This window comes from Oceanicola sp. S124, assembly GCF_000220565.1.
Lineage (GTDB): Bacteria > Pseudomonadota > Alphaproteobacteria > Rhodobacterales > Rhodobacteraceae > Pseudooceanicola.
In genome coordinates, this window is record NZ_AFPM01000230.1 from 18,321 (window position 1) to 40,067 (window position 21,747).

The window sequence follows — 21,747 nt, forward strand, 5'->3', positions numbered from 1 at the left end:
GGTCATTTTATCATTTGAAATCATTGCATCCATGTAAGGGGCGAGGGGCGTTTCACGCGGCCGGAGCCGCCTCGCAAACCAATTGCGCGCTTTTCTCATGCGTACTACGTTATCAGGATTATCATACGAATCTTATTTCGTATGGTCAAAAGGGAGGAAACGACATGATCCAACGTAGAACTTTGCTCAGTTCGATTGCCGGCGCCGCGCTTCTGCTCGGCGTCTCGGTCCCCGCAAGCGCTCAGGACAAACCTGAATGGACCTTCTCTGCCGTGTTCTCGCAGCAGGACATCCGGGCTGAAATGATGGAGGAGTTCAAGGAAGCGGTTTCGGATATCGCGGACCTGCAACTCTACTTCGGTGCCACGCTGTTCAATCAGGGCACCGAGATCACCGCGATCCAGCGTGGCAACCTGAGCATGGGCAACGTGGCCCCGCAGGATATCGCCAAGCAGATCCCGGCGTTCTCGATCCTGACCTCGGCCTACCTGTTCCGGGACGCCGAACATCTGAAGACCTTCTTCGACAGCGAAGTCGGGGCTGAAATGAAGGGGATGGCCGAAGAGCAGCTGGGGATCCATATCCTTGGGCCGACCTATTTCGGCACGCGTCAGGTCAACATCCGTGGCGACAGGGTCGTGAACACGCCCGAGGACATGGCCGGGATCAAGCTGCGCATGCCCGGAGGCGACGCCTGGCAGTTCCTTGGATCCGCGCTTGGCGCGAACCCGACGCCGATGGCCTATTCCGAAGTCTACACCGGGCTTCAGACCGGAGCGATCGACGGCCAGGACAATCCCTATCCCAACGTCGAGAACATGAAGTTCTACGAGGTGACCGACCAGATCATCCGCACGTCGCACCTTGTGGCCTTCGATCTTCTGGTGATCTCGCAAGACCTCTGGGACTCGATGACGCCCGAGCAGCAGGAGGCCTTCCAGGCCGCCGCCGACAAGGCTATCGCCTGGAGCACCGCGCAGCACCTCGACCAGGAAGCCCAACTTGGGGCCTTCTTCGAGAGCGAGGGCATCAGGATCTCGACTCCGGACGTCGAAGCCTTCCGCAAGTACGCGCAGGACATGTACCTGAAGTCCGAGCTGTCCAAGGACTGGCCGGACGGCATGCTGGAGCGCATCAACGCGCTCTGACTGTTCCGCCCATCCGGCTGCGACCGGGTGGGCACCCTCGTTTGAACCCGTCCCGCGCCCCCGCCGGGACCCGTTGCGCGCCGCTTTTCACCGGCGTGAAGAAGAGAAGACCATGTCCAAGCCAATCCATGTCCTCAACGGTCCGAACCTGAACCGACTGGGCAAACGCGAACCCGAAATCTACGGGAAGACGACGCTGGCCGAAGTCGAAAGGCTATGCGAAGAGGCGGCAGGCCCCCGGGGGATCGTGTTCCGCCAGACCAATTCGGAATCGCAACTGATCGATTGGATCCATGAAGCCATCGACGGCTCGGCGGCGCTGCTGATCAACCCGGCGGCCTTCACCTTCTATTCGATGGCGGTCATGGACGCGCTGAAGATGTACCCCCACCCGATGATCGAGTTCCACATCTCCAACGTCCACAAGCGCGAGAAGATGTACCACCAGTCGCTGGTCTCTCCGGTGGCCACCGCCGTCATGGCGGGCACGGGCGCCCGTGGCTATGCCCATGCGATCCGCATCCTGCGCGAGATGCTCGAGGACGGGAGGGACTGAAGTCAGGTGAACTTGCCCGATGCCAAGATGTGTTCCATCCCGGCACGGACATGCGAGGTCAGCAAGGCGATCGCGGCCTCAGTCTTGCGGGCGACGACGAGGTCCCGCAATCTCAGGTGCTCGTCCGCTGCCGGCTTGCCGCGGAAATTGAGCGCCAGCATGTGATAGCGCAGGTAGAGGTCGAAGACGTTCGAATGGGTGTTCATCAGCGCCGGCATATCGCAGGCCGAAACCGTCGAATGATGAAAGTCCCAGTCGAACTGGACCCATTGTTCGACCGATGTCGGGTCGCCGGACATCAGTCGCCCCTCGACGGACTGAAGCTTGTGATGGGCAGAGACGACATGCGCTTCCCAGTCAAGTGACCCAAGTGTCATCGAGCGTTGCAGCGCGTGGCACTCCAGCAGCAGACGCAGCTCGCAAATGTCCCGCAGGTTTGCTTCGTTCACCGGGGCGACCTCGAACCCGCGCTGCCCCTCTGCCACCACGAAGCCCTCGACCACCAGCCGGCTGAGGATCTCGCGAAGGGTGGTGACGCTGACACCATAGGTCGCCCGCAGCGGTTCCAGGCGCAGGCGCGTCTCGGGGAGCAGCGCGCCCCGGATGATGTCGAAGCGCAAACGACGCAGGACGGAATCGCCGACGGATTCGCCATCCTTCTCTGCCACGAAGCTCTTTGCGTTCATCTGTTCCTCACAGGCTGCACGGCTTCATCCTATAATCGAAAGCAGGCGCAGAAAGAAGGGAGTCCGTCCTATGATCCGGTCACGTGTCGTCTTTCGGCAGGAACGCGTATGCCCGGACTGGAAGGCGCCGGACGCCTGGACCGGGAGCAGCGATGGCGCAATCCGCCGCTTCTCCCGGTTGCCTGCAGCCGGTCCGTGCCGGCGATCGGACAGGTCAGGCCCCGCGAGCGGGGGGCGGCGGGGTTACATCCCCGGCATCCAGCCCGGCAGCAGGCCGAAGGCGCCAAGCGCCATCCAGACCGCCATGGCGATCATCATCAGGTTCTCGGTCAGCGACAGGAAGCCGAGCGGCACGTTGCTCGATCCGCCCACGCAGGCGCATTTGAGCTGGCGACGGTCGACATAGACCGCCTTGAACACCGAGACCGCGCCGATGGAGCCGATGACCAGCGCGACCGGGACCGACAGCCATGTCAGCGCTCCGGCGATCATAAGGATGCCCGCGAGCCCTTCCGCGAAGGGATAGATGTAGGAATAGGGCACCCAGCGTTTCGCAAGCAGGTCGTAGTTCAGGAACATCGTGGCGAAGCTCTCGACGTTCTGCAGCTTGAGCAGCGCCAGCACCGCCATGCTGAAGGCGATGAACCATTCCCCGGCACGGATCGTGAAGGGCGTGCCGTAGACGGCCTGGCTGGCCGCCAGCGCCATGAAGAAGGTCATGGCGAACAGCGCGATGACGGGGCGGTAGCTCGTGGCCTTGGGATCGGCCACCGATTTGCCGAGGAAGCGGCGCAGGTCGTCGTAGCCGCCGATGCGCCTGTCCCCGATGAAGATCTGGGGCGTGGTGGCGACCCCCTGATCAGCCTTGAAGGCGTCGACGGCCGCGCGCGAGGCGAGGTGGTGATCCTCGATCGCATAACCCGACCGCTTCAGCAGGTCCATGGCCTTGAGGCCATAGGGGCAGGTGTGGTCCGGCATCATCATCCGGTAAAGGTGCGCCGTCTTCGTGGCGCCTGCGGTGTCTGACATTTTCATGTCTCATTCTCATCCTTGATTTGGAGCGGTCGGACCGTATGTAAGTGCCGTACCATAGTACGGGATCAAGGGGGAAAGATGCTGACCATCGGAAAACTTGCCGAAGCGGGCGGCGTCGGCGTCGAGACCGTCCGTTTCTACCAGCGCCGGGACTTGCTGGGGACGCCGCCGCGCGACGGGGGCATCCGTCGCTACGGAGAGGAGGATGTGCGCCGCCTACGCTTCATTCGCAAGGCCCAGCAGGCCGGGTTCACCCTGGAAGAGATCCGCGAACTGCTGGCCCTGGATTCGGGGCACGACCGGCACCGGGCACATCAGATGGCGCAAAGGCGGATGGTCAAGCTGGATGAGCAGATCGCAGAGCTGCAGCGGGCCCGGCTCAGCCTGCAACGGCTGGCAGAGCAATGTGCGGAAGGCAAGTCAGAGGCCTGTCCGATCCTCGCCGCGTTCGAGGTGTGACCGGCGGCCATCGCCTCCCTGAGATCGCCCGGGCACGGGGTGGTCGCACGGGGCGGTTCCCGTGACGTGCACTTTGCGGAGGGGCGGTCGGTCGGGCCGAGGGCGCTTGCGACCCGTCTCGACGCAACTGAGGTCAAACGGGGAAGCCCGAAGACCCTCGCGACAACACGCACGGGCGGCGGGATACGTCGCACACAGGCTGGCGTTCCCTCTCTGCCCCATGCCCGTGGCGAAGTCTCTCAGTACGAGCTCGCCGAACGGCCCCGGGGACCGCGTGATCTCGATCCCCCGTGACAGGCTGAGACCGGGCCCGACTTATGCGCAGTGCCCCGGGGGCCGCGCCGCCGGTGTCGCGGTGGCCCATGCCGTGCCCATCGGGGGCTGCGGTGCGGTCGAGGCCGGCAGAGGTGGTCGCATGATTTCGGACCAGATGTGTTTGTTGGCGCTCGGTGGTGGAGCGCGTAGTTAAGCTGGCAGGGTCTTGTGACGCCGCCGGGTCGATCGATGACCCACGCTCAATCTTGCCTGTTAACTTGGTCTTTTAAGTCCTGACACTTGAGAATTCAGCTTGCGCTCTGCCTCGCGCTCGTCAGGACGGACCCCAAGTGCTCGGGGCGCATTGCTTGTCCTAGCCCTCTGCGAGATGCCCGGTCAGGGTGCTGTTCGTATAGCGCTTTCGGAACAGGCCCGCTTCGGCCAGGCGCGGCACCAGCTGCTCAAGTGTCAGATGCATCGAACGGGGGGCGCCGCCGGGCACCGCCACGAAGCCGTCGATCGCCCCGGTCTCGAACCAGTGGGAGATGGTCTGGAATGCATCCTCGACCGTTCCGATGATCTGCCAGTGGACTGAGGCCAGCAATTCGGGCCGCGCCAGCAGGCGGTCCACCGTCAGCTCTTCCTGCGCAATCAGCTCGCGCAGTAGAGCGCCGTAGGTGGGGAAGCGCGAGGGGGGCGGCACAGCGGGCAGATCGGCGCAGCGCACTGGTCGATCTCCAGGCCAGGCGGTCAGGTCCAGGCCCGTTGCCTCGCGAAGCCGGGCCAGCCGGGCGGGGCGGTCGACCCGGGCATGATTGGCCTCGAAGAGATCGCGCGCCTCGGCGCGGCTGTCGGCCAGGTAAAGGCTGAGCCCGGGGAGCAGGCGGACGTCCCGGGGCGCCCGCCCGGCGGTCTTGGCCGCCCGCGACAGGGCCTGACGGGCGGCGAGGGCGTCTTGCCGGGTCAGGGTCTGGGCAAAGACCATTTCCGCCATCTGCCCGGCCAGGGCAATCCCGCCCGCCGAGGCCCCGGCCTGCATCATCGGGATGTGGGGGCCGGGAAAGGCGGGAATGTTCAGCGGACCTTCTATGTCGAAGGCAGCGCCGTGGTGGTCGGCGGGGCGGATCAGGGCGGTATCTGCGAACTGTCCCGTCGCGCGGTCGATGCGCAGGGCCTCGGACGGAAAACTTTGCCACAGGGCCTGCATCGCCGTGACGAATTCGCCGGCCCGTGCATAGCGGTCCGCCGAGCTGGGCATCTCGGTCAGGCCGAAGTTCTGTTGCCCCTGCAAGGCGGTGACGATGTTGCACCCGGCGCGGCCCTGGCTCATCCAATGCAGCGACATCAGCTGCCGCGCGGTCGGGTAGGGGTGGGCGAAGGTGGTCGAAATCGTCGGCACCAGCCCGATCCGCGAGGTGCCTTGCACCAGTGCCGCCATCATCAGCACCGAATCCAGGCTGGCAAAGCCGAAGGAGGTTTCCATCACCGGCACCGGCAGGCTGTGGGTGTCCGGGCGGAAGACGAAGTCAAGATGCGCGGCCTCGGACCGGCGCGCGATGTCGAGGGCGAACTCGGCCGAGAACAACCCCTCGATCCCGCTGCCGGGCCGCCGCCAGCCTTCATCGCGCAGCCAGGTCGGGGCCAGGGACATGCCAATGCACAGGGTGTCACGCAGTTTCATCGGGGGCTGTCCTTGCTGATCGCGAAGGGCCGGCCCCTGACAGGCCGGCCCGGTTTCCGTTCGTCCGGGCGTCGCTCAGAACTGACCGCGCAGGCCCAGGCCGATCATCCGCGGGGCGGTCATGCTGGCCTGGGTGAAGGCCGCGGCGCTGCCCCGGGCGGCCTGTTTCAGCACGGGCGCGCGTTCGTCGAACAGGTTGTTGACGTAGCCGTAGAGCTCAAGCCCGCCCGACAGCGCATAGCTGGCGTTGAGGTCGACCAGGCTGTAGCTGTCGATCTCGTAACTGTCGGTATTGCCGATGTCGGACTCGTAGCCCCCGACGTAGCGGACCTGGCCGCCGATCGTCAGGGCCTCGGTCGCCTGCCAGTCGACCCCCAGGCTGATCATGCTGCCCGGCGCGCGGGCAAAGGCGTTGCCGGTATAGTCCGGGGCGGCGACGAACTTCGTCACCTCGGTGTGCAGCAGGCCCAGCCCGGCGTTCAGACGCAGATCTTCGTTCGGCTGGTAGGTGGCTGAGATTTCCAGGCCGTAGGCTTCCGCCTCGTCGGCGTTGATGGTGTGGATATTCGCAACGCCGCCGACAACCTGGGTGATCGAGTTCTGCGCATCGCGGTAGTCCATGTAGAACAGGTTGCCGTTGAGCTGGAGGCGGCCATCCATCAGGTTGGCGCGGGCGAAGAGCTCGTAGTTCCAGACGGTTTCGGCATCATATTCCGTCCAGTCGTTCGACCCGGTAAAATCGAGAGAGACGCCGCCCGGGTTGTAGCCCTTGGAGATCAGGCCGCCGATGGTCAGCTCGGGGCTGACCTCATAGGCCAGGGTCAGCTTGGGCAGCAGCTCTTCGAAGGTTTCGGAATAGTCCAGGTCGCTGTTGGCGAAAAGCGGCGAGACCTCGCCGCTGCGGCTGACCTCGTCGCGCTGGTAGCGCAGCCCGCCGGTCAGGGTCCAGCGGTCAGCCAAGCGCCAGCTGATCTCGCCGTAAAGGCCAAGGTTTTTCTTGTCGTCGTCGAAGGTTGAGATGCCGCCCTGGTCCAACCAGTCATCCTGGGTGACATCGGCGTAGTAGAGGCCCGCGACGCCGCTGACCAGGTCGCCGGTCTGGCCGAAGGTCAGCTTGGTCTCATTGCTCCAGCTGTCGCGGCTGATGTCGGCGTCGCCCCGACCCGCCGCGCCGGTGCGGCGGTGGATCGTCTGCGTCGAGCCCTGCATCTGGTTCGTCAGGGTGAGGCCGTTGGCGAAGTCATAGGTGGTGTCCCAGACCAGCGTATCGGTCAGCTGGTGCCAGCCGGGCATCATGGTGGTGATCGTGTCGAGGTCGTCGTAGGGCGGCGAGGCGCCTTCGGCACTGGGGCGGGTGGTGTCGGTGTTGCTGTAGGTCAGCAGCATTTCCAGCCCGGGCAGTTCCGAGGGTTGCCACAGCAGCTTCACCCGGCCGTTCAGGGTCTCGAAGTCCTCGCCAATCTCGTTCTGGATGAAGCTGGGCTCGACGTAGTCGATGAAGGTGTCCCGCGCGCTGTAATCCAGCGTGACGCGGGCGGCGAAATCACTGCCGAGGGGCGTGTTCCACATCAGAGAGGCGCGACGGTGATTGTAGTTGCCAAACTCAAGCCGGTAGGCGCCTTCCCGTTCGAAGGTCGGATCGTTGGTGTTGACGATGATTGCCCCACCGATGGCATTGGCCCCCTGCGAGGTGGTCTGCGGGCCGCGAAATACCTCGACGCTGTCCACGTCCCAGGCCGAGGTCGCGCCGAAGTAGAGCTCGTTATAGTCGAGGTAGTGACCATCAAGGTTGACGGTGGCCCGGGGCACCGTGCCGCCGAAGAAGGCGTTCGCCCCGGTATGCGGCCCCTCGGAGTTCTGGCCGCGAATGATCGGCGTGCTGACGCTGTCGGTGTAGATCACGTTAGGCGTGCCCGCGATGGCGGAGGCCACGTCGGACTTGCCCGCCTTGGCCTCGATCTCTTCGCCCGACAGCACGGCGACGGAGGAGGCGGTGTCCATCATGTCGCGATCGACCTTTTCACCGGTGACGGTGATCGGCGCCAGCGTGATCGACGGCCCGGTCTGGGCCTGGGCGCTGCCGGCGGCGAGGGCGATGGTCAGGGACAGAAAGCTCGCATGGCGCGCGAGCCGGGCGCGATTGGTGTTGTTCATTGTGACCCCCGGGTCCTTGCATGGAACGGCTGGCGTGGAGGGGTCCGGCTGGCGCGATGATGTGTTTCGCATTGCATGACGCATCCCGTATGTCAAACCGCCTCGCGGCGGAAAACCTTTACCCGAGGCCGGCTGTCTGATTAAGGTCACAACCTGACAGCCAGCCGGGAGGGAACCAGCCATGCAAGAGGCCTGCGCCGATCACTCTGCCGAGGACGCGACGGAGTCGCGACGGTCCAGTACTATCCAGTCGATCAGCATGGCCGCACGGTTCCTGCGTCTGCTGGCCAGCTCGAACATTGCGATGCCGTTGAACGAACTTGCACGCGGCGCCGAGACGGGGCGGTCGACGGCGCATCGCTACATGCAGTCGCTGGTGAAGGAGGGTCTGGTGCGACAGGATCCCGTCAGCAGCCGCTACGAGCTGGGCGCGGAGGCGCTGAGCCTCGGCATCGCGGCGCTGCGGCGGGTGGAAGAGGTCGAGCTGGCCGGGGCCCAGATGAAGATCCTGGCTGAAACCCATCCGATGAGCGGCGGTGTGGCGATCTGGACCGAGCGCGGCCCGACGCTGGTGCGCTGGTATCGCAGCGCCGAGTTCTCGATCACGCCGCTTGGCCTCGGGGATGTCCTGCCGCTGGACAACACGGCCTGCGGTCTTGTGTTTCAGGGCTACCTGACAGCGGCCCGGGTCGAGGCCGCACGGCGGCAGCAGCCAGATCATTTCCGCGGCCAGCCCCCCTCCAAGGCCGAGATCGACCGCATCCGCAACGCGGGCTGGGCCGAGTTGACCAACCATCTTCTGTCGCAGGTGACCGGCCAGGCCGCGCCGATCCTGGATGCCCAGGGGCAGCTGGCCTGTGTCGTGACCACGACGACCGACCTTGGCCGCCTGCGCACCGCTGATGACCGGCTGGTGCTGCAAGACGTGGCCCGGCTGGTGAACCGCGCCACGGGCGGTCAGGCCTGGCTAGGATAGGCAGGCCTGACTGGGCTGACCGGGGTCGATCAGCCTGCGGTCGGCCGGCGCGGAATGATCATCGGGCGTCCGGTTTCGGGGTCGGTCATGACGCGGGCGGGCAGGGTAAAGACCTCTTGGATCAGCGCCTCGGTGACGACCTCTTCGGGCGCGCCCCGGGCCACCACGGCGCCGTCGCGCATGGCGATCAGGTGGCTGGCGTAGCGGATCGCCAGGTTCAGCTCGTGCAACACCGCCACCACCGTGCGCCCCTGCCGGTTGAGCCGCGACAAGAGCTCCAGCACCTCGATCTGATGCGCGATGTCGAGGAAGGTCGTGGGTTCGTCCAGCAACAGGATGGGCGTTTCCTGGGCCAGTGCCATGGCTATCCAGACCCGCTGGCGCTGCCCGCCCGACAGCTCCGCAATGCGGCGCTCTGCCAGATCCAGCGTGCCGGTCAGCGCCAGGGCGTCGCGGGTGGCGCGCTCGTCCTCCGGAGACCACTGGCGCAGAAAGCTTTGATGCGGGAAGCGTCCGCGCGCCACCAGGTCCGAAACGGTGATGCCGTCGGGCGCCACGGGCGATTGCGGCAACATGCCCAGACGCCGCGCGACCTCGCGCGAGGGCAGTTCGCTGATTGCCTTGCCGTCTAGGATGACCTGCCCGGCTTCTGGTGGCAGCAGGCGTGACAGGGCGCGCAGCAGGGTCGACTTTCCGCAGGCATTGGGACCAACGATCACGCTGAACCCGCCATCGGGAATGGACAGAGACAGACCTTCCGAGATCACCCGCGCCTCGTAGCGCAGCGTCAGGTCTTCGGCACTCAGGCGATCCGTCATCTCCGTCTCCGGTGGCGTTCCGGCCTCTCTGCCGGTCGGCACCCGTATTGCATTGCGGAATGCGCTCTGCAATATGGTTGCAGCCACGTTGAGCAACGCCACGCGTCTCGCTTTGCGGCAGCCAGCCATCATCACCACTCCTACACGCGAACCGGGCCCCTTCACGCCCGGAAGAAAGGCCGCCATGCCAGATTTGCGAAACGAAGTTGTCGAAGACCGGACCAATGCGCTGGCGGGCAAGGATCACATGGGCGACATGGCCCGGGTGCAGCTGACCGTGCTGAAGATCGATCACCCGTTCCCGACAGTGGCCCGTGTGACGGTCCGCATTCACACCGAGGACCCCGCCGCCTGGAGCGTGCCGAATGTCGCCGTCCGGCTGGAAGTGGCGGAAATCGAGGGGCATCGTCCGATCTCTCGCATTTACACCATCCGCCGCTTCGATCCCGAGACCTGCGAGGCCGAGATCGATTTTGTGCTGCACGAGGACGACAGCCCGGCGATGCTCTGGCTGCGCGCCGCTCGCCCCGGCACCACGGCACAGATGATCGGGCCGCGCCCGCATTTCTCGCCCGCCTTCGACGCGGGCAGGAAGGTCGCGATTCTGGCCGATGAAACCGCCATTCCCGCGGTACTTTCGATCCTTGATGCCTGGCCCGAGGGAGAAACCGCCGAAGCCTGGATCGAGACCGCCGACCGCGCGGCCTTCGATGAGCTGCCCCGGCCCAGGGGCGTGACCCTGCACCACCTGCCGCGCGCCCCCGAGGCGCCCGCCGGCACCACCGGTGCCCTGGCCGCTGCCGCCCGCGCGGCGATCACCGATGGCAACTGGACGGTCTGGGCCGCGGGAGAGCGCCGCGATATGCGCGAGATCCGCGCGGTCTGCGCTGACAAGGGCATTGGCCGCGAGGGCCAGCAGATCATGGGCTACTGGAAGCGGGGGATGAGCAGTTCCGAAATCGACCGCCACCGCCTGGCCGCCTATGAGGCGCTGAAGGCGCGTGGCGCGGGGCTGGACAACCTCAGCGACGCCGACCTCGACATCTGAACCGGAAGACAGACGCATGTTCAGACAGACTTTCGCCGCCCTTGCCCTTGCCCTTGCCCTGCTGCCCGCGCTGACCCTGGCCGAGGAGGGCTGGCCGCGCCGGATCGAGCACGCCAACGGCACGCTGACCTTGCCCGCGCCGCCCGAGCGGATCGTGTCGACCTCCCCCAGCCTGACCGGCACCCTTTTGGCCATCGAGGCGCCGCTGATCGCCACCGCTGCGGCCACCCGCAGCCAGTTGTCCGACGATGACGGCTTCTTTCGCCAGTGGGCCGACGTGGCCCATGCGCGCGGGGTCGAGATGCTGTACCCCGACCTCAGCTTCGACATCGAGGCGGTGATCCTGGCCAATCCCGATCTGATCGTCGTCTCGCAGACCGGCGGCGACAGCGCGGTCGAGTTCGTGCCCGAACTGGAGGCCATGGGCTTCCCGGTGCTGGTGCTGAATTACGGCATCAACCCCTGGGAGGCGCTGGCACAGACCCTGGGTCGCGCCACCGGGCAAGAGGCCGAAGCCCGGGCCGTCACCCAGGCCTTCGCGGAGCATGCCCGGGCGGCGGGGCGTGCCATCCCCCACCCCGAGGGCAGCGTCAGCATCATTTCCTACAACTTCTACGGCTCCTACGGCGTGAGCAAGCCGGAGGGCGCCCAGGCCCGCGTCCTGGCCGAGATGGGGTTCAAGGTGACCGGCGTGCCGCAGGCGTCACAGGGTCTGGTGCAGGCCTCGCGCGAGTTCGACTTCGTCTCGCATGAGAATCTCTCGGCTGCGATCAGCGGCGACACGATCTTCCTTCTGGCGGCAGAGCCGGAGGACGTGCAGGCGGTGCTGGACGATCCGGTGCTGGCCAATCTGCCGGCAGTGAGGGCCGGTCGGGTCTACCCGCTGGGGGCCACATCCTTCCGCATGGACTACTATTCCGGGCGGGCGATGGTCGACAGGATCGCGGCGCAGTTCGCCGAATGACCGGGGCAGGGCGCCTGCAGCGGGTCAGGACGGGGGTGCTGGCAGGGCTTGCGGTGCTGACCCTTCTCTTCGTGCTGGGTCTCGCCATCGGGTCACGCCCCATCCCGCCCGCCGAGGTCTGGCGCGCTCTGGTGGCCTTTGACCCGGGCAGTGATCTGCACGTGATCGTCCGGGCGCTGCGGCTGCCGCGCGACCTGCTGGCAGTCAGTGCCGGTGCGGCGCTCGGCCTTGCGGGCGCCCTGATGCAATCGCTGACGCGCAACCCGTTGGCGGAGCCCGGGCTTCTGGGGGTGAACGCGGGCGCCGCGCTGGCGGTAGTGCTGGGCACCATGGCTTTCGGGCTGACCTCCGTTGCGGGCTATGTCTGGTTCGGCTTCCTCGGTGCCGGCCTCGCGGGTGTCGCCGTTTTCGTGCTGGGCCGCGCCCATGACAGTGGCACCGACCCGGTTCGACTGATCCTGGCCGGGGCCGGGCTGACCATCCTGCTGGGCACACTGACCAGCCTGTTGATGCTCAATTCGGACCTGCGGGTCCTCGACATGCTGCGCAACTGGCAGACCGGAACGCTGGACGGGCGCGGCTACGGGGCGGCGGGCGTCATGGCGCTGGCGCTGCTGGCAGGAGCTGTGGCCAGCGTGATCGTGGCGCCCGCGCTGGATGCCCTGGCGCTTGGCCAGGACCTGGGCCGTACCCTGGGGCTGGACCCGCGCCGGATCTGGGCGCTGGCCTGCCTGGCGGTGATGCTGCTGGCGGGCGCCGCCACGGCCACCGCCGGACCCATCGCCTTTGTCGGGCTGATCTCGCCTCACGTGGCGCGAATGCTGGCCGGGCCCGCGAACCGCAGCGTGCTGCCGCTTTCGGCCCTGATGGGGGCATCATGCTGCTGGCCGCCGACATCCTGGGCCGGGTCGTGGCCATGCCGGGCGAGGTGGCCGCCGGGATCGTGGCGGCGCTGATCGGCGGGCCATTCTTCGTGCATGTGGTGCGGCGCTACCGCCTGGTGCAGCTGTGACGCCGGGGGGGCAACGCCTGCTGCGCGTCGGTCGCGTCAGCTTACTGTGGCGCCCGCGCGCCCTGGCGGTGGGACTGAGCGCGTTGGTGCTGGCGCTCGGTCTGGCGCTGCTCTTGCTGGGCACCGGGACAATGCAGTTGTCCCCGACGCAAGTCCTGTCGGCCCTGTCGGGCAGCGGCGAGGACCCGGTCGCCAACCGCATCCTGCAATACGTGCGTCTGCCGCGCCTGCTGACCGCCGCTTGCGTCGGTGCGACGCTTGGCATGGCGGGGGCGGCGTTCCAGTCGATCTCGCGCAACGCGCTCGGCTCGCCCGATGTGATCGGCTTCACCACCGGGGCCGCGACCGGGGCCATCGCCTTGCTGGTCTTCGGCACCCCCGGGGCCTTCGACACCGCCGCGGCCGCAGTGGCAACCGGGATGCTGACGGCGCTGGCCGTACTGGTCCTGTCGGGCCGGGGCGGGGCGGGCGGCGGTTACCGTCTAGTTCTGATCGGGATCGGTGTCGGCGCGGTACTGACCGGGCTGAACACCCTGCTCCTGGCCAAGGGCGCGCTGGACCGGGTAATGTCGGCGCAGCTGTGGCTGGCGGGCTCGTTGAATGCCCGCAACTGGGGCCATGTCTGGATCGCGGGCACCGGCCTCATGCTCTTCGGGCCGGTGCTGGTCGCCCTGTCGCGCCGCCTCGCGGTGCTGGAAATGGGTCAGGACATGGCGCGCCAGCTGGGCCTGCCTGTGGCATCGACCCGCATCATGACGGTCGTCACCGCCGTCGGCCTGACGTCGCTGGCCACGGCTGCGGCGGGACCGATCGCCTTCATCGCCCTGGCCACGCCGCAGATCGCCCGGGCGCTGTCCCGTTCCTCGGACGTGCCGATGGTAACCGGGGCGCTGTGTGGGGCGGTTCTGATGCTGGCGGCGGATCTGATCAGCCAGGCGGCCAGCTTTGGCCTGGTGATGCCGATCGGGCTGGTCACCGGCAGCCTCGGCGGTGCCTACCTGCTGCTGGTGCTGACCCGCCGCGATGGCCTGCGCTAGAGGTGCAGCCAGGCCGCCATTCTTCGAGCGCCACTTGTAGAACATGCCATAGCTTGTCCCGTGCTGCCGGCAGAGCTCCCTGGCGCCTATTCCGGCTTGGTGCTCCTTCAGGACGCCAATGATCTGCTCTTTGCCGAGACGGCTCTTCCGCATCGTCTGTCTCCTCATGTGGAGAACAGACTAACTTCAATGGGCGGACTTTTTAGGGGAGCAGGTCAGGGCCCCTCTCATCCTCGAACAGAACGAAGATAGAATGCCGGATCCATGTCAGTTTCTATGCAGCGGACAACTAGGTGTTCAGTCCCGGCATCTGGTGGATCGGATGCAAGATGAATCTGTCCGGCTCTGATGTCCAGATCTTGCAGATGTATTCGTAGGGTGTGAGCCCGTTGAGGGTCTTGAGCCGGCGCGCGAAGTTGTATGCTGCCATGAAGTCCGAGAGGTGCGTTTGCAGCTGATCATGGCTTTCGTAGTGGAAGCGTTTGACGGTGGCCTCCTTGATCGTGCGGTTCATCCGTTCGACCTGTCCGTTGGTCCAGGGATGGTTGGGTTTGGTCAGCCGGTGCTCAATCCCGCTCGCCATTGTCCTCGGACCAATGGCGGACAAAGGCTCGCCCTCACAGATCATGTCGAAACGCATGGGCCGAGAATAAGCAGTGTTCCGGTTCCGAGGCTGCTCAGCGAACTGAATGCCATTGTCGGTGAGGACAGTGTGAACCTGATATGGCACGGCTTCGAGCATGTGTTGCAGGAACTCCCAGGCCGTCTTCCTGTCTGCTTTCTCGACGAGCTGGGTCACCGCAAACTTGCTCGTGCGGTCGATGCCAACGAACAGGAAGAGCTTTCCTTCAGCAGTCTGCACTTCGGCAATGTCTATGTGGAAGAAGCCGATCGGGTAGCTTTTGAACTTCGACCGCCTCGGTTTGTCGCCCTCGACGTCAGGCAAGCGTGAGATACCATGCCGCTGTAGACAGCGGTGCAGCGCCGAGCGTGTCAGGTGCGGGATGGACGGCTGAAGGGCATATAGGCAGTCATCAAGCGGCAGCAGCGTGTGGCGCCGAAACGCGACGATGGCCGCCTCCTCAGCCTCCGTGAGGACCGTCGAACGTGGCTCCTTTGGGCCGGTCTTGAGATCATCGACCGTCTGCCGTTTACGCCACTTCGCAACCGTCTTTGGGTTGATCCCCAACTCCCGGCTCAGCGTCGCGAGCGAAGCTTGCGATTGCTGTATTGCTGCTCTGACGGCGTGCGTGGTCGTGGCGCTTCCGTGACGAACCTGTCCCATAGGGCATCCTTCCATTCCTTCGAAAGGATCACACCATCAAACCGTGGGATCAAACACCTAAATAAGTTGTATGACGCCTTCTGGCAGATCGAATGCAGCGACGCTGACCTGAAAATCGAAGCGTTCGACGAAGACGAATCTGTATCGGATTTCATCCAGCCTGTTTGGAACACCTATTTCCGCCACCGGAGGAACACGCGCGCAAACAGCAAAACCTGAGGATTCGTGACTATCGCCATCCAGCTAACCGCGGACGAAGGCACGGAGGCCGATTGGGTATACGGCAAGCGGTCAAAGGTCATAGTCGGGTATTCGATCGGCAACGAGATCCAGGATGCATGGGAATTCACAACGGACGCCGTCAACGAGGCGGGGCAGACAGAATATTGCGTCGCCGAACAGCGCTTCTGGCGCCCAGAGGACAACGAGGACAAGAGCTGGTTCTACGCTGTGCCCCTCGATTTTCTGACCAGCACCAAGCGCGTACGAGAACTCGTCGTCGCCCCTGCACATGAGATCCTGCGCGGCGGGCCGGTTAACGACTTCATCGCCAAGGTCGACGCCTCTCTAGCCAAGATCGAAGCAAGCCTCTGCCTGCCGCCACAGCCGAGCGCCGCCTGATGACCAAGCTCTTCTTCATCGGCAGCGGGTTAGGCCATCACGCCGCTCTCTAGTAGGCGGTCGCAATCGAGCACTTACGGCCAAGATGGCTGGTCGCTTCGTCGTGAGCGGGTTTTACGAATGTTTGCATCAAAAGCTTGAGCGCAAGGACTTATTTGGCCAGAGACAGCCCCGAAGCCGTTATGGCCTCGGGTATGGCGGATGTCAGCTTGCTCCGCGTTGGTGATCTGCGCCTGCACCGCCATGCTGCACGATGCCGCGAATGATCGCTCTAGGGAAGCTGCACCGCAGCGAGGCCAGACCTGGCGAAGGTCGGCTTAGGGCCGGTTCGGCGATGCTGCGCTGCGGCTTGGCTCGACTCGCTCAACGGCAGCTCCGGGCCGAAAACGCCGGAAGGTGCGGCTGGAGACAGTCTGTTTGGCTTGTCCGCTTCCTGCGCTTCTCTGATGTTCGTTCAGGGCGCAGCGCACGGCGGCTCTCCGCCCTGCCTGCCTATGCTGGCCACTACCCTGCGGCAGGCGTGGATGTCCGCAGGATCGATGGTGCAGAACCGGAGCTTAGGAGGAGACGGGGATAGGCTATCTGACGTCCTCGATCCGAGGGTTTGGCTCAGATTTCACGTTGTGAAGCGAAGGTTCGGACCGTCGGTCGCGTCCATCTCGCGAATGGTCAGCGGCCGATGTGTCCCATGTGCCAATCCTACATGGGACACTTTCGCCCTTAAGAGGCAGAAATATAATGATCTTGTGATTGGGAATGGAGCGGGCGACGGGAATCGAACCCGTATCTCTTGCTTGGAAGGCAAGGGTCTTACCATTACACAACGCCCGCTCGGGCTGGACCCGATGACTAGAGCATCCTCCGGGGAGGGGTCAAGGCCCCTTTCGCCTGCGCGGCCGACAAGAGGTGTCTAAACCGTGCAACCTCAGGCGGGGACGCCTTTTTGCCTGTTCACGGTCTGGTCATCTCGGCGGATTTCGTGACATTCTGTCGCGCAGAGAAAGCCAACCGGAGCCGGAGGAGGGCAGCCGTATGAGCGAGGGACAAGGGGGCTCGGCCGCAGTGCTGGACGCCACCAGGGAGAAACCCGAAGGGCGCGTGCCAGCGTTGGACCTGGATGAATATGCGCCATTCCTGTTGAATGCCGTGTCGCTGGCCTGGACGCGGCAGATCGCCGGCGTCTTCAAGGACAGGTTCGCCATGGGGGTGGTGGAATGGCGCGTGGTGGCGGTGCTGTCGGCCCAGCCGGGGATCGCCGCATCACAGATCTGCGAGTTGCTGCGCATGGACAAGTCCGCAATCAGCCGTTCGCTGCACCTGCTGGCGGAACGGGGCTACCTGGACCACGAGGCACCCACGGGCGACATGCGGCGGCGCGAGTGGCGGTTGTCTGACAGGGGGCAGGTGCTGTTCGAGGATCTGCTGGTGGTCGCTCTCGAGACCGAGACGCGGATGCTTCAGGGCGTGTCCGAAGAGGAAAGACTGGCCTTTCTTGACGTCATGCGCCGCTTTCTGGGCAACCTGGAAGGCTGAAACGCCAAGGGCGGCCGGTCGTCGGCCGCCCTCGACAGGAGGTTTCGGGGGGCGCAGCCGCGCTATTGCATCAGCTGCGGCAGGTAGAGCACCACTCCCGGGAATATCACCACCAGCGCCGTGACCACGAGGTCGGACAGCAGGAAGGGGCCGACGCCCTTGAAGACCTGCATGGTGGTGACATGCTCGGAGGCGACATTGCGGATGACGAAGACGTTCAGGCCTACGGGCGGGGTCACCATGCCGATTTCCAGCAGCTTCACCACCAGCACGCCGAACCAGACCAGGCTGATCCCTTCCGCGTTCAGGATCGGGATGAAGATCGGCAGGGTGACCAGCATGGCGCCGAAGGGCTCCATCACCATGCCCAGCAGGAAGTAGATCACCACGACGATCAGCATCAGGTGATAGTAGGAAAGGTCGGCTCCGCTGACCTGGGCGGCGATGAAGTTCGACAGGCCGGTGATCCCGAGGAAGCGGGTGAACATCGCCGCGCCGATGCCGATGATCAGCAGCGAGGCGGTGGTCTGAAGGGTCTCCAGCAGCGAGGTGCGCAGCACGGTCCAGTTCAGCCGACCGACCGCCATGGCGCACAGAACCGCGCCCGCGGCGCCGACCGCGCCCGCCTCGGTGGCGCTGAACAGGCCCGAGAAGAGACCGCCGAAGACCAGCGCGATCAGCGCCAGCACCGGCCAGGTGTCGATCAGCGCCCGCCCGAGCGGAGGGGTGTCTTCCTCGATGGGCTGGCGCGGGATCAGGTCGGGGCGCAGCCAGGCGCCGATCAGGATCACCACGGCGTAGGAGATCGCGGTCATGATGCCTATGGTGACGCCGCCCATGAAGACCTGGGTGATCGAGGTTTCGGCAAAGACCCCGTAGATGATCATGATGATCGAGGGCGGGATCAGCGCGCCGATGGTGCCGCCGGCCGCGATGGATCCGGCGGCGATGGAGGGCGAGTAGCCCGCCTTGACCATCTCGGGGATGGCGATGCGGCCCATCGAGGCGGCGGTGGCAATCGAACTGCCACAGACCGCCGCGAACCCCGAACAGGTGAAGATCGAGGCGATGGCCAGCGCGCCGGGGATCCTCCTCAAGGCCACCTTGGCGGCGGTGAACAGCCCCGAGGTCAGGTTGGAATGGTAGGCCACGAAGCCCATCAGCAGGAACATCGGCACCGCGGACATCGTCCACTTGGCGGCAAAGTCGTAGGGCGTGTTCTGCAGGATGCCGACAGCAGGCGTCGTGCCCAGAAGCGAGACGATGCCGCCGAAGCTGACCGCGATCATCGCCAGCGCCACGGGCACCCGCAGGATCAGCAGCACCAGAAGCGCGGCGATGCCGTAGAAGCCGGTTTCAACACTCATGTTTCAGCGCCTTCCTGGGCAGGGGCCGAGGGGCCCGCGATGATGATGACAAGACGCAGGGCGGTCATGGCAGCGGCCAGGAAGAAGCCCAGGGTGGGAAGGAAATAGCTGGGCCAGACCGCGACCTTGTGCCCCAGCACGTCCACGAAGGTGCCGATGGAGAGGTTCTTCAGCGCCACCGCCCAGGTGACCCAGCCGATGGCGGCATAGATCACGGTGGCCAGCAGGGCGACCGCCCCATCCGAGATACGGCGCCCCGTGGGGGTCAGCAGCATCTCCATCACCTCGACGGTGATCATGGTGCGCTGGCGTTCGACCCAGGCCAGGGGCAGGAAGACGATCAGCACCATGTAGTAGCGCGAGACGATCTCGTTGGTGGCGGGGATCGGCGTATCGGCGAAGTTGCGCAGCGCCACGTCCAGCGTGACATGCACCAGCATCGCCAGCAGCCCGATCGACCCGATGAGGGCGAGGCCCTGCGACAGGCGGTCGGCGGCCTTTTCCAAGCTTTTCATGGCAGTATCCGATGTGAGGGGGTCGGAAGGGGAACCCGCGGCCAGGGGGTGCCTGGCCGCGGGCAGGGCAGGTCACATGCCGTAAGTGGCGAAGTCGACCTTGCTCCAGACTTCGTCCCAGACCCGTTCGACGATGGCGTCGCGATCATGGCCGACCTCTTCGGAAATGGCTTCCCACTTCGCGATCAGGCGGTTGAACTCGGCGATCCGTTCGGGGGCGTCCTCCATGCCGTAGCGCTCGGCCGAGATGGCCGCGGCGGCCTCCTGGTCGGCCTTGGCGAAATCGGCCGCGGCCTGCACGAAGGCCGGGTCGGCCTCGGCGATGGTGATGCCGGCTTCCAGGGCCGCCTTCTCGGCGATCTGCGGGAAGTCGTACCCCCAGCGTTGGGTCATGTCGGCATTGGCACGGTTGGCGGCCCGCGCCATGGCCTCACGCTGCTCGGGGCTGAGCGAGGCCCAGGTCGGCGCGGCGGTGGTCAGGTTCGAGGTGGCGAAGTAGGTGCCGAGCGGCAGCACGGTCACGTTCTTCACCAGTTCGACCAGCCGGAAGGCCAGCAGGTCGCCGATCGAGGCCATGGAGCCGTCGATGGTGCCCTGGGACATCGCCTCGAAGGTCTCCAGCACCGACACCGATACCGGAGTCGCGCCGAAGTGCTCGGCCCAGCGGGAGTAGGGGGCGCCGCCCGAGCGCAGGCGCAGGCCCTCGACATCGGCCTGGGTCGAGACCGGCGTCTTGGTCAGCAGCGCATACTGGTCGGACGAGCCCGAGCCCAGGTAGACCATACCGAAGTCCGACAGCTCTTTCTGGCAGGTGTCGCAGGTCACGGTGTATTCGGTCAGCGCTGCGCCCATGGCATGGGCATCGCGGCCCGAAAGCGCCAGTTCACCCGCCAGGGCGAAGTTCGGCAGCTCGGCCGGGAAGTAGAGCGGCAGCAGGTTGCCGACATCCACCAGCCCGGTTTGCAGGGCGTCCTTCATCTGGCCCAGACCCACCACCTCGGTTCCAAGCTCGATGGTGGTCAGTTCGCCGTTGGTTTCCTCTGCCAGGTATTCGGCAAAGGGCTTGTAGAGATAGCCGTTCGACGGGTGCGCGGGCGGCGCCCCCGAAGCGATGCGCAGGTCCCGCGCGTCAGCGGCTGCCGTCAGACCCAGCCCGAAAGCCGCGGCCACCATCAGTGTCTTGCTGAAAGCTCCCATTTTCTCCTCCCTGGTTGCTTTGCGTTTATCAGATCTTGAGGAGCCTCCTAGCGTTCTCCTTCAAGATCAGCGGCTTCACCTCCTCGCGGAGGTCAAGTTCGTCGAATTCGGCCAGCCAGCGGTCCGGCGTGATCGCCGGCCAGTCAGAGCCGAAAAGCATCTTCTTCTTCAGGATCGAATTGGCGTATTTCACGAAGATCGGCGGGAAGTACTTCGGCGCCCAGCCGGACATGTCGATGTAGACATTGGGCTTGTGGGTGGCCACCGACAGGCCCTCTTCGGTCCAGGGGAAACCCGGATGCGCCAGCACGATGGGCATGTCCGGGAAATCCACCGCCACGTCATCGACATGCATCGGGTTGGAATACTTCAGCCGCATCCCCATGCCGCCGCGCATCCCCGAGCCGACCCCGGTCTGCCCCGAGTGGAACAGCGCGATGGCGCCTTCCTCGGCAATCGCCTCGTAGAGGTCATAGGCCATGCGGTCATTGGGGAAGAAGCCCTGCATCGTGGGATGGAACTTGAAGCCCTTCACCCCGAAGTCGCGCACCAGGCGGCGCGCTTCCCGCGCACCGGCCTTGCCCTTGTGGGGGTCGATCGAGGCGAAGGGGATCAGCACGTCGCCGTTCTCATTCGCAAGCTCGGCCACTTCCTCGTTGGAATAGCGGTGGAACCCGGTCTCGCGCTCTGCATCGACGGGGAAGATCACCGCGCCGATCTTGCGCTCGCGGAAGTACGCGGCGGTCTGCGGCACGGTCGGCAGCATCCCGTCGGCCCCCGCGGGGTTCCTGAAGTACTTGGCCATGCCGGCCTGGAATTCGTTGTAGCCGTCATCCCGCCCGCATTTGCAGGGCTCTTCGGCATGGGTGTGGAAATCGATGGCGACCAGCTCGTCGACATTCATGGTAGGGCTCATGGTCTACTCTCCCTTGCTTTCCTCGAACCCGGCCATCTTGATCAGAAGGCGCCTGAGTTCGCGTGCCTCGCCCGGGGTGAGGCGCTTGACGGTGCGCTTCTCGACCTCGGGAAAATGCGTGGTGATCTGGGCGATGCGCGCCGCGCCCTCGGGCGTCAGCCGCAGCTCGACCGAGCGGCGGTCCTCGGGCGGCACCCGGCGCGAGATCAGGCCCGAGGCCTCCATTTCGCGCACCATCTTCGACATCTGGGCGCGCTTGATCTTCAGCGTCTTCGAGACAGCGCCCTGACGGATGCCGGGGTTCTCGCGCACCAGGTCCAGCACCGTCGCCTCGCCGGGGCGGATGTTCTCATCGGCCAGCACGGTGAAGAAGTGGCTGAAACTGCGCAACTGGGCGACACGCAGCAGGAAGCCGAGAGAGCCGCGCAGGCTCTCCTTGCTGATGCCTTCCTCTGGCTTGTCGATCCCGCCCGGCTGGTTCATC

General features: G+C 65.4%; 22 protein-coding genes, 1 tRNA gene and 1 pseudogene. 11 read left to right on the top strand and 13 right to left on the bottom strand.

The features are described 5' to 3' along the window. Window positions 1-164 precede the first annotated feature (164 nt). The gene (locus OS124_RS0115810; protein WP_029375491.1) at window positions 165-1,148 is read left to right on the top strand and encodes a sialic acid TRAP transporter substrate-binding protein SiaP; all 984 of its coding nucleotides are present in this window, start codon (window positions 165-167) and stop codon (window positions 1,146-1,148) included. A gap of 112 nt (window positions 1,149-1,260) precedes the next feature. Next, window positions 1,261-1,704: a type II 3-dehydroquinate dehydratase gene (locus OS124_RS0115815; RefSeq protein WP_010140753.1), complete on the top strand. Its 444-nt coding sequence runs from the start codon at window positions 1,261-1,263 to the stop codon at window positions 1,702-1,704. A 2-nt stretch (window positions 1,705-1,706) separates the two neighbouring features. Here OS124_RS0115815 and OS124_RS0115820 read toward each other — a convergent pair whose 3' ends face one another. Both OS124_RS0115820 and OS124_RS0115825 read right to left on the bottom strand, forming a co-directional pair. Then, a complete protein-coding gene (locus tag OS124_RS0115820) occupies window positions 1,707-2,390 on the bottom strand; it encodes a GntR family transcriptional regulator (RefSeq protein WP_010140754.1) in 684 nt (227 codons plus the stop codon). A 243-nt stretch (window positions 2,391-2,633) separates the two neighbouring features. Further along, window positions 2,634-3,425, bottom strand: coding sequence for a MauE/DoxX family redox-associated membrane protein (locus OS124_RS0115825; RefSeq protein WP_010140755.1), 792 nt, complete (start codon window positions 3,423-3,425; stop codon window positions 2,634-2,636). A gap of 78 nt (window positions 3,426-3,503) precedes the next feature. On the opposite strand from OS124_RS0115825, the gene OS124_RS0115830 reads away from it, so the two are divergent. Then, entirely contained in the window at window positions 3,504-3,884 is a 381-nt protein-coding gene (locus OS124_RS0115830; protein ID WP_010140756.1) for a MerR family transcriptional regulator, read from the top strand. A 628-nt stretch (window positions 3,885-4,512) separates the two neighbouring features. Here the strand turns inward: OS124_RS0115830 and OS124_RS0115835 are convergent. Then, entirely contained in the window at window positions 4,513-5,820 is a 1,308-nt protein-coding gene (locus tag OS124_RS0115835; RefSeq protein ID WP_010140757.1) for an NtaA/DmoA family FMN-dependent monooxygenase, read from the bottom strand. 75 nt (window positions 5,821-5,895) lie between these two features. Then, window positions 5,896-7,974: a TonB-dependent receptor gene (locus OS124_RS0115840; RefSeq protein WP_010140758.1), complete on the bottom strand. Its 2,079-nt coding sequence runs from the start codon at window positions 7,972-7,974 to the stop codon at window positions 5,896-5,898. Window positions 7,975-8,155: 181 nt separating this feature from the next. On the opposite strand from OS124_RS0115840, the gene OS124_RS0115845 reads away from it, so the two are divergent. Then, the gene (locus OS124_RS0115845) at window positions 8,156-8,950 is read left to right on the top strand and encodes an IclR family transcriptional regulator (protein WP_010140759.1); all 795 of its coding nucleotides are present in this window, start codon (window positions 8,156-8,158) and stop codon (window positions 8,948-8,950) included. Window positions 8,951-8,979: 29 nt separating this feature from the next. On the opposite strand, the gene OS124_RS0115850 is transcribed toward OS124_RS0115845, so the two are convergent. After that, on the bottom strand, window positions 8,980-9,768 hold the full coding sequence (locus tag OS124_RS0115850; protein ID WP_010140761.1) for an ABC transporter ATP-binding protein: 789 nt from the start codon (window positions 9,766-9,768) through the stop codon (window positions 8,980-8,982). Between the two features lie 184 nt (window positions 9,769-9,952). Here OS124_RS0115850 and OS124_RS0115855 point away from each other — a divergent pair, with 184 nt between their 5' ends. The 5 genes from OS124_RS0115855 to OS124_RS0115870 all read left to right on the top strand — a co-directional run bounded on the left by OS124_RS0115855 (window position 9,953) and on the right by OS124_RS0115870 (window position 13,829). After that, entirely contained in the window at window positions 9,953-10,816 is an 864-nt protein-coding gene (locus OS124_RS0115855; protein WP_010140764.1) for a siderophore-interacting protein, read from the top strand. A 16-nt stretch (window positions 10,817-10,832) separates the two neighbouring features. Further along, window positions 10,833-11,780 carry a Fe2+-enterobactin ABC transporter substrate-binding protein gene (gene fepB / locus OS124_RS0115860; RefSeq protein ID WP_010140765.1) on the top strand — a complete coding sequence of 316 codons (948 nt, stop codon included), beginning with the start codon at window positions 10,833-10,835 and terminating at the stop codon, window positions 11,778-11,780. Next, window positions 11,777-12,736, top strand: coding sequence for a FecCD family ABC transporter permease (locus tag OS124_RS24930; RefSeq protein WP_010140766.1), 960 nt, complete (start codon window positions 11,777-11,779; stop codon window positions 12,734-12,736). Before fepB ends, OS124_RS24930 begins: the two co-directional genes overlap by 4 nt. Beyond that, window positions 12,697-12,792 carry a hypothetical protein gene (locus OS124_RS28080; protein ID WP_010140767.1) on the top strand — a complete coding sequence of 32 codons (96 nt, stop codon included), beginning with the start codon at window positions 12,697-12,699 and terminating at the stop codon, window positions 12,790-12,792. The genes OS124_RS24930 and OS124_RS28080 overlap by 40 nt, the downstream gene beginning before the upstream one ends. An 86-nt stretch (window positions 12,793-12,878) precedes the next feature. Next, window positions 12,879-13,829: a FecCD family ABC transporter permease gene (locus tag OS124_RS0115870; protein WP_443189685.1), complete on the top strand. Its 951-nt coding sequence runs from the start codon at window positions 12,879-12,881 to the stop codon at window positions 13,827-13,829. 9 nt (window positions 13,830-13,838) lie between these two features. Here the strand turns inward: OS124_RS0115870 and OS124_RS26635 are convergent. Together OS124_RS26635 and OS124_RS0115875 are read right to left on the bottom strand one after the other, a co-directional pair. After that, a pseudogene (locus tag OS124_RS26635) lies at window positions 13,839-13,982 on the bottom strand (transposase); the annotation flags it as partial. Window positions 13,983-14,118: 136 nt separating this feature from the next. Further along, complete coding sequence (locus OS124_RS0115875) at window positions 14,119-15,114, bottom strand: IS481 family transposase (protein ID WP_010140769.1); 996 nt, start codon at window positions 15,112-15,114, stop codon at window positions 14,119-14,121. Window positions 15,115-15,339: 225 nt separating this feature from the next. Between OS124_RS0115875 and OS124_RS0115880 the strand changes: the two genes are divergently transcribed. After that, window positions 15,340-15,735 carry a hypothetical protein gene (locus OS124_RS0115880; RefSeq protein ID WP_010140773.1) on the top strand — a complete coding sequence of 132 codons (396 nt, stop codon included), beginning with the start codon at window positions 15,340-15,342 and terminating at the stop codon, window positions 15,733-15,735. 757 nt (window positions 15,736-16,492) lie between these two features. Here the strand turns inward: OS124_RS0115880 and OS124_RS0115885 are convergent. After that, window positions 16,493-16,566 (bottom strand) — tRNA-Gly (locus tag OS124_RS0115885). A gap of 201 nt (window positions 16,567-16,767) precedes the next feature. Between OS124_RS0115885 and OS124_RS0115890 the strand changes: the two genes are divergently transcribed. Continuing rightward, window positions 16,768-17,268, top strand: coding sequence for a MarR family winged helix-turn-helix transcriptional regulator (locus OS124_RS0115890; protein WP_138919566.1), 501 nt, complete (start codon window positions 16,768-16,770; stop codon window positions 17,266-17,268). A gap of 62 nt (window positions 17,269-17,330) precedes the next feature. Here the strand turns inward: OS124_RS0115890 and OS124_RS0115895 are convergent, their stop codons facing one another. The 5 genes from OS124_RS0115895 to OS124_RS0115915 form a co-directional block, all read right to left on the bottom strand. Continuing rightward, window positions 17,331-18,635 carry a TRAP transporter large permease gene (locus tag OS124_RS0115895; protein ID WP_010140775.1) on the bottom strand — a complete coding sequence of 435 codons (1,305 nt, stop codon included), beginning with the start codon at window positions 18,633-18,635 and terminating at the stop codon, window positions 17,331-17,333. Continuing rightward, the gene (locus OS124_RS0115900) at window positions 18,632-19,150 is read right to left on the bottom strand and encodes a TRAP transporter small permease (RefSeq protein ID WP_010140776.1); all 519 of its coding nucleotides are present in this window, start codon (window positions 19,148-19,150) and stop codon (window positions 18,632-18,634) included. The genes OS124_RS0115895 and OS124_RS0115900 overlap by 4 nt, the downstream gene beginning before the upstream one ends. Window positions 19,151-19,222: 72 nt before the next feature. Further along, entirely contained in the window at window positions 19,223-20,347 is a 1,125-nt protein-coding gene (locus tag OS124_RS0115905) for a C4-dicarboxylate TRAP transporter substrate-binding protein (RefSeq protein ID WP_010140777.1), read from the bottom strand. Window positions 20,348-20,375: 28 nt separating this feature from the next. Beyond that, complete coding sequence (locus tag OS124_RS0115910) at window positions 20,376-21,251, bottom strand: 4-hydroxyphenyl-beta-ketoacyl-CoA hydrolase (RefSeq protein WP_010140778.1); 876 nt, start codon at window positions 21,249-21,251, stop codon at window positions 20,376-20,378. A gap of 15 nt (window positions 21,252-21,266) precedes the next feature. Further along, the gene (locus OS124_RS0115915) at window positions 21,267-21,746 is read right to left on the bottom strand and encodes a MarR family winged helix-turn-helix transcriptional regulator (protein WP_010140779.1); all 480 of its coding nucleotides are present in this window, start codon (window positions 21,744-21,746) and stop codon (window positions 21,267-21,269) included. Window position 21,747: the final 1 nt, after the last annotated feature.

Excerpts from the sequence above, each read along its gene's own strand:
- OS124_RS0115810 (WP_029375491.1), top strand. The coding sequence starts at position 165 with ATGATCCAACGTAGAACTTTGCTCAGTTCGATTGCCGGCGCCGCGCTT.
- OS124_RS0115815 (WP_010140753.1), top strand. The coding sequence starts at position 1,261 with ATGTCCAAGCCAATCCATGTCCTCAACGGTCCGAACCTGAACCGACTG.
- OS124_RS0115820 (WP_010140754.1), bottom strand. The coding sequence starts at position 2,390 with ATGAACGCAAAGAGCTTCGTGGCAGAGAAGGATGGCGAATCCGTCGGC.
- OS124_RS0115825 (WP_010140755.1), bottom strand. The coding sequence starts at position 3,425 with ATGAAAATGTCAGACACCGCAGGCGCCACGAAGACGGCGCACCTTTAC.
- OS124_RS0115830 (WP_010140756.1), top strand. The coding sequence starts at position 3,504 with ATGCTGACCATCGGAAAACTTGCCGAAGCGGGCGGCGTCGGCGTCGAG.
- OS124_RS0115835 (WP_010140757.1), bottom strand. The coding sequence starts at position 5,820 with ATGAAACTGCGTGACACCCTGTGCATTGGCATGTCCCTGGCCCCGACC.
- OS124_RS0115840 (WP_010140758.1), bottom strand. The coding sequence starts at position 7,974 with ATGAACAACACCAATCGCGCCCGGCTCGCGCGCCATGCGAGCTTTCTG.
- OS124_RS0115845 (WP_010140759.1), top strand. The coding sequence starts at position 8,156 with ATGCAAGAGGCCTGCGCCGATCACTCTGCCGAGGACGCGACGGAGTCG.
- OS124_RS0115850 (WP_010140761.1), bottom strand. The coding sequence starts at position 9,768 with ATGACGGATCGCCTGAGTGCCGAAGACCTGACGCTGCGCTACGAGGCG.
- OS124_RS0115855 (WP_010140764.1), top strand. The coding sequence starts at position 9,953 with ATGCCAGATTTGCGAAACGAAGTTGTCGAAGACCGGACCAATGCGCTG.
- fepB (WP_010140765.1), top strand. The coding sequence starts at position 10,833 with ATGTTCAGACAGACTTTCGCCGCCCTTGCCCTTGCCCTTGCCCTGCTG.
- OS124_RS24930 (WP_010140766.1), top strand. The coding sequence starts at position 11,777 with ATGACCGGGGCAGGGCGCCTGCAGCGGGTCAGGACGGGGGTGCTGGCA.
- OS124_RS28080 (WP_010140767.1), top strand. The coding sequence starts at position 12,697 with ATGCCGGGCGAGGTGGCCGCCGGGATCGTGGCGGCGCTGATCGGCGGG.
- OS124_RS0115875 (WP_010140769.1), bottom strand. The coding sequence starts at position 15,114 with ATGGGACAGGTTCGTCACGGAAGCGCCACGACCACGCACGCCGTCAGA.
- OS124_RS0115890 (WP_138919566.1), top strand. The coding sequence starts at position 16,768 with ATGAGCGAGGGACAAGGGGGCTCGGCCGCAGTGCTGGACGCCACCAGG.
- OS124_RS0115895 (WP_010140775.1), bottom strand. The coding sequence starts at position 18,635 with ATGAGTGTTGAAACCGGCTTCTACGGCATCGCCGCGCTTCTGGTGCTG.
- OS124_RS0115900 (WP_010140776.1), bottom strand. The coding sequence starts at position 19,150 with ATGAAAAGCTTGGAAAAGGCCGCCGACCGCCTGTCGCAGGGCCTCGCC.
- OS124_RS0115905 (WP_010140777.1), bottom strand. The coding sequence starts at position 20,347 with ATGGGAGCTTTCAGCAAGACACTGATGGTGGCCGCGGCTTTCGGGCTG.
- OS124_RS0115910 (WP_010140778.1), bottom strand. The coding sequence starts at position 21,251 with ATGAATGTCGACGAGCTGGTCGCCATCGATTTCCACACCCATGCCGAA.
- OS124_RS0115915 (WP_010140779.1), bottom strand. The coding sequence starts at position 21,746 with ATGAACCAGCCGGGCGGGATCGACAAGCCAGAGGAAGGCATCAGCAAG.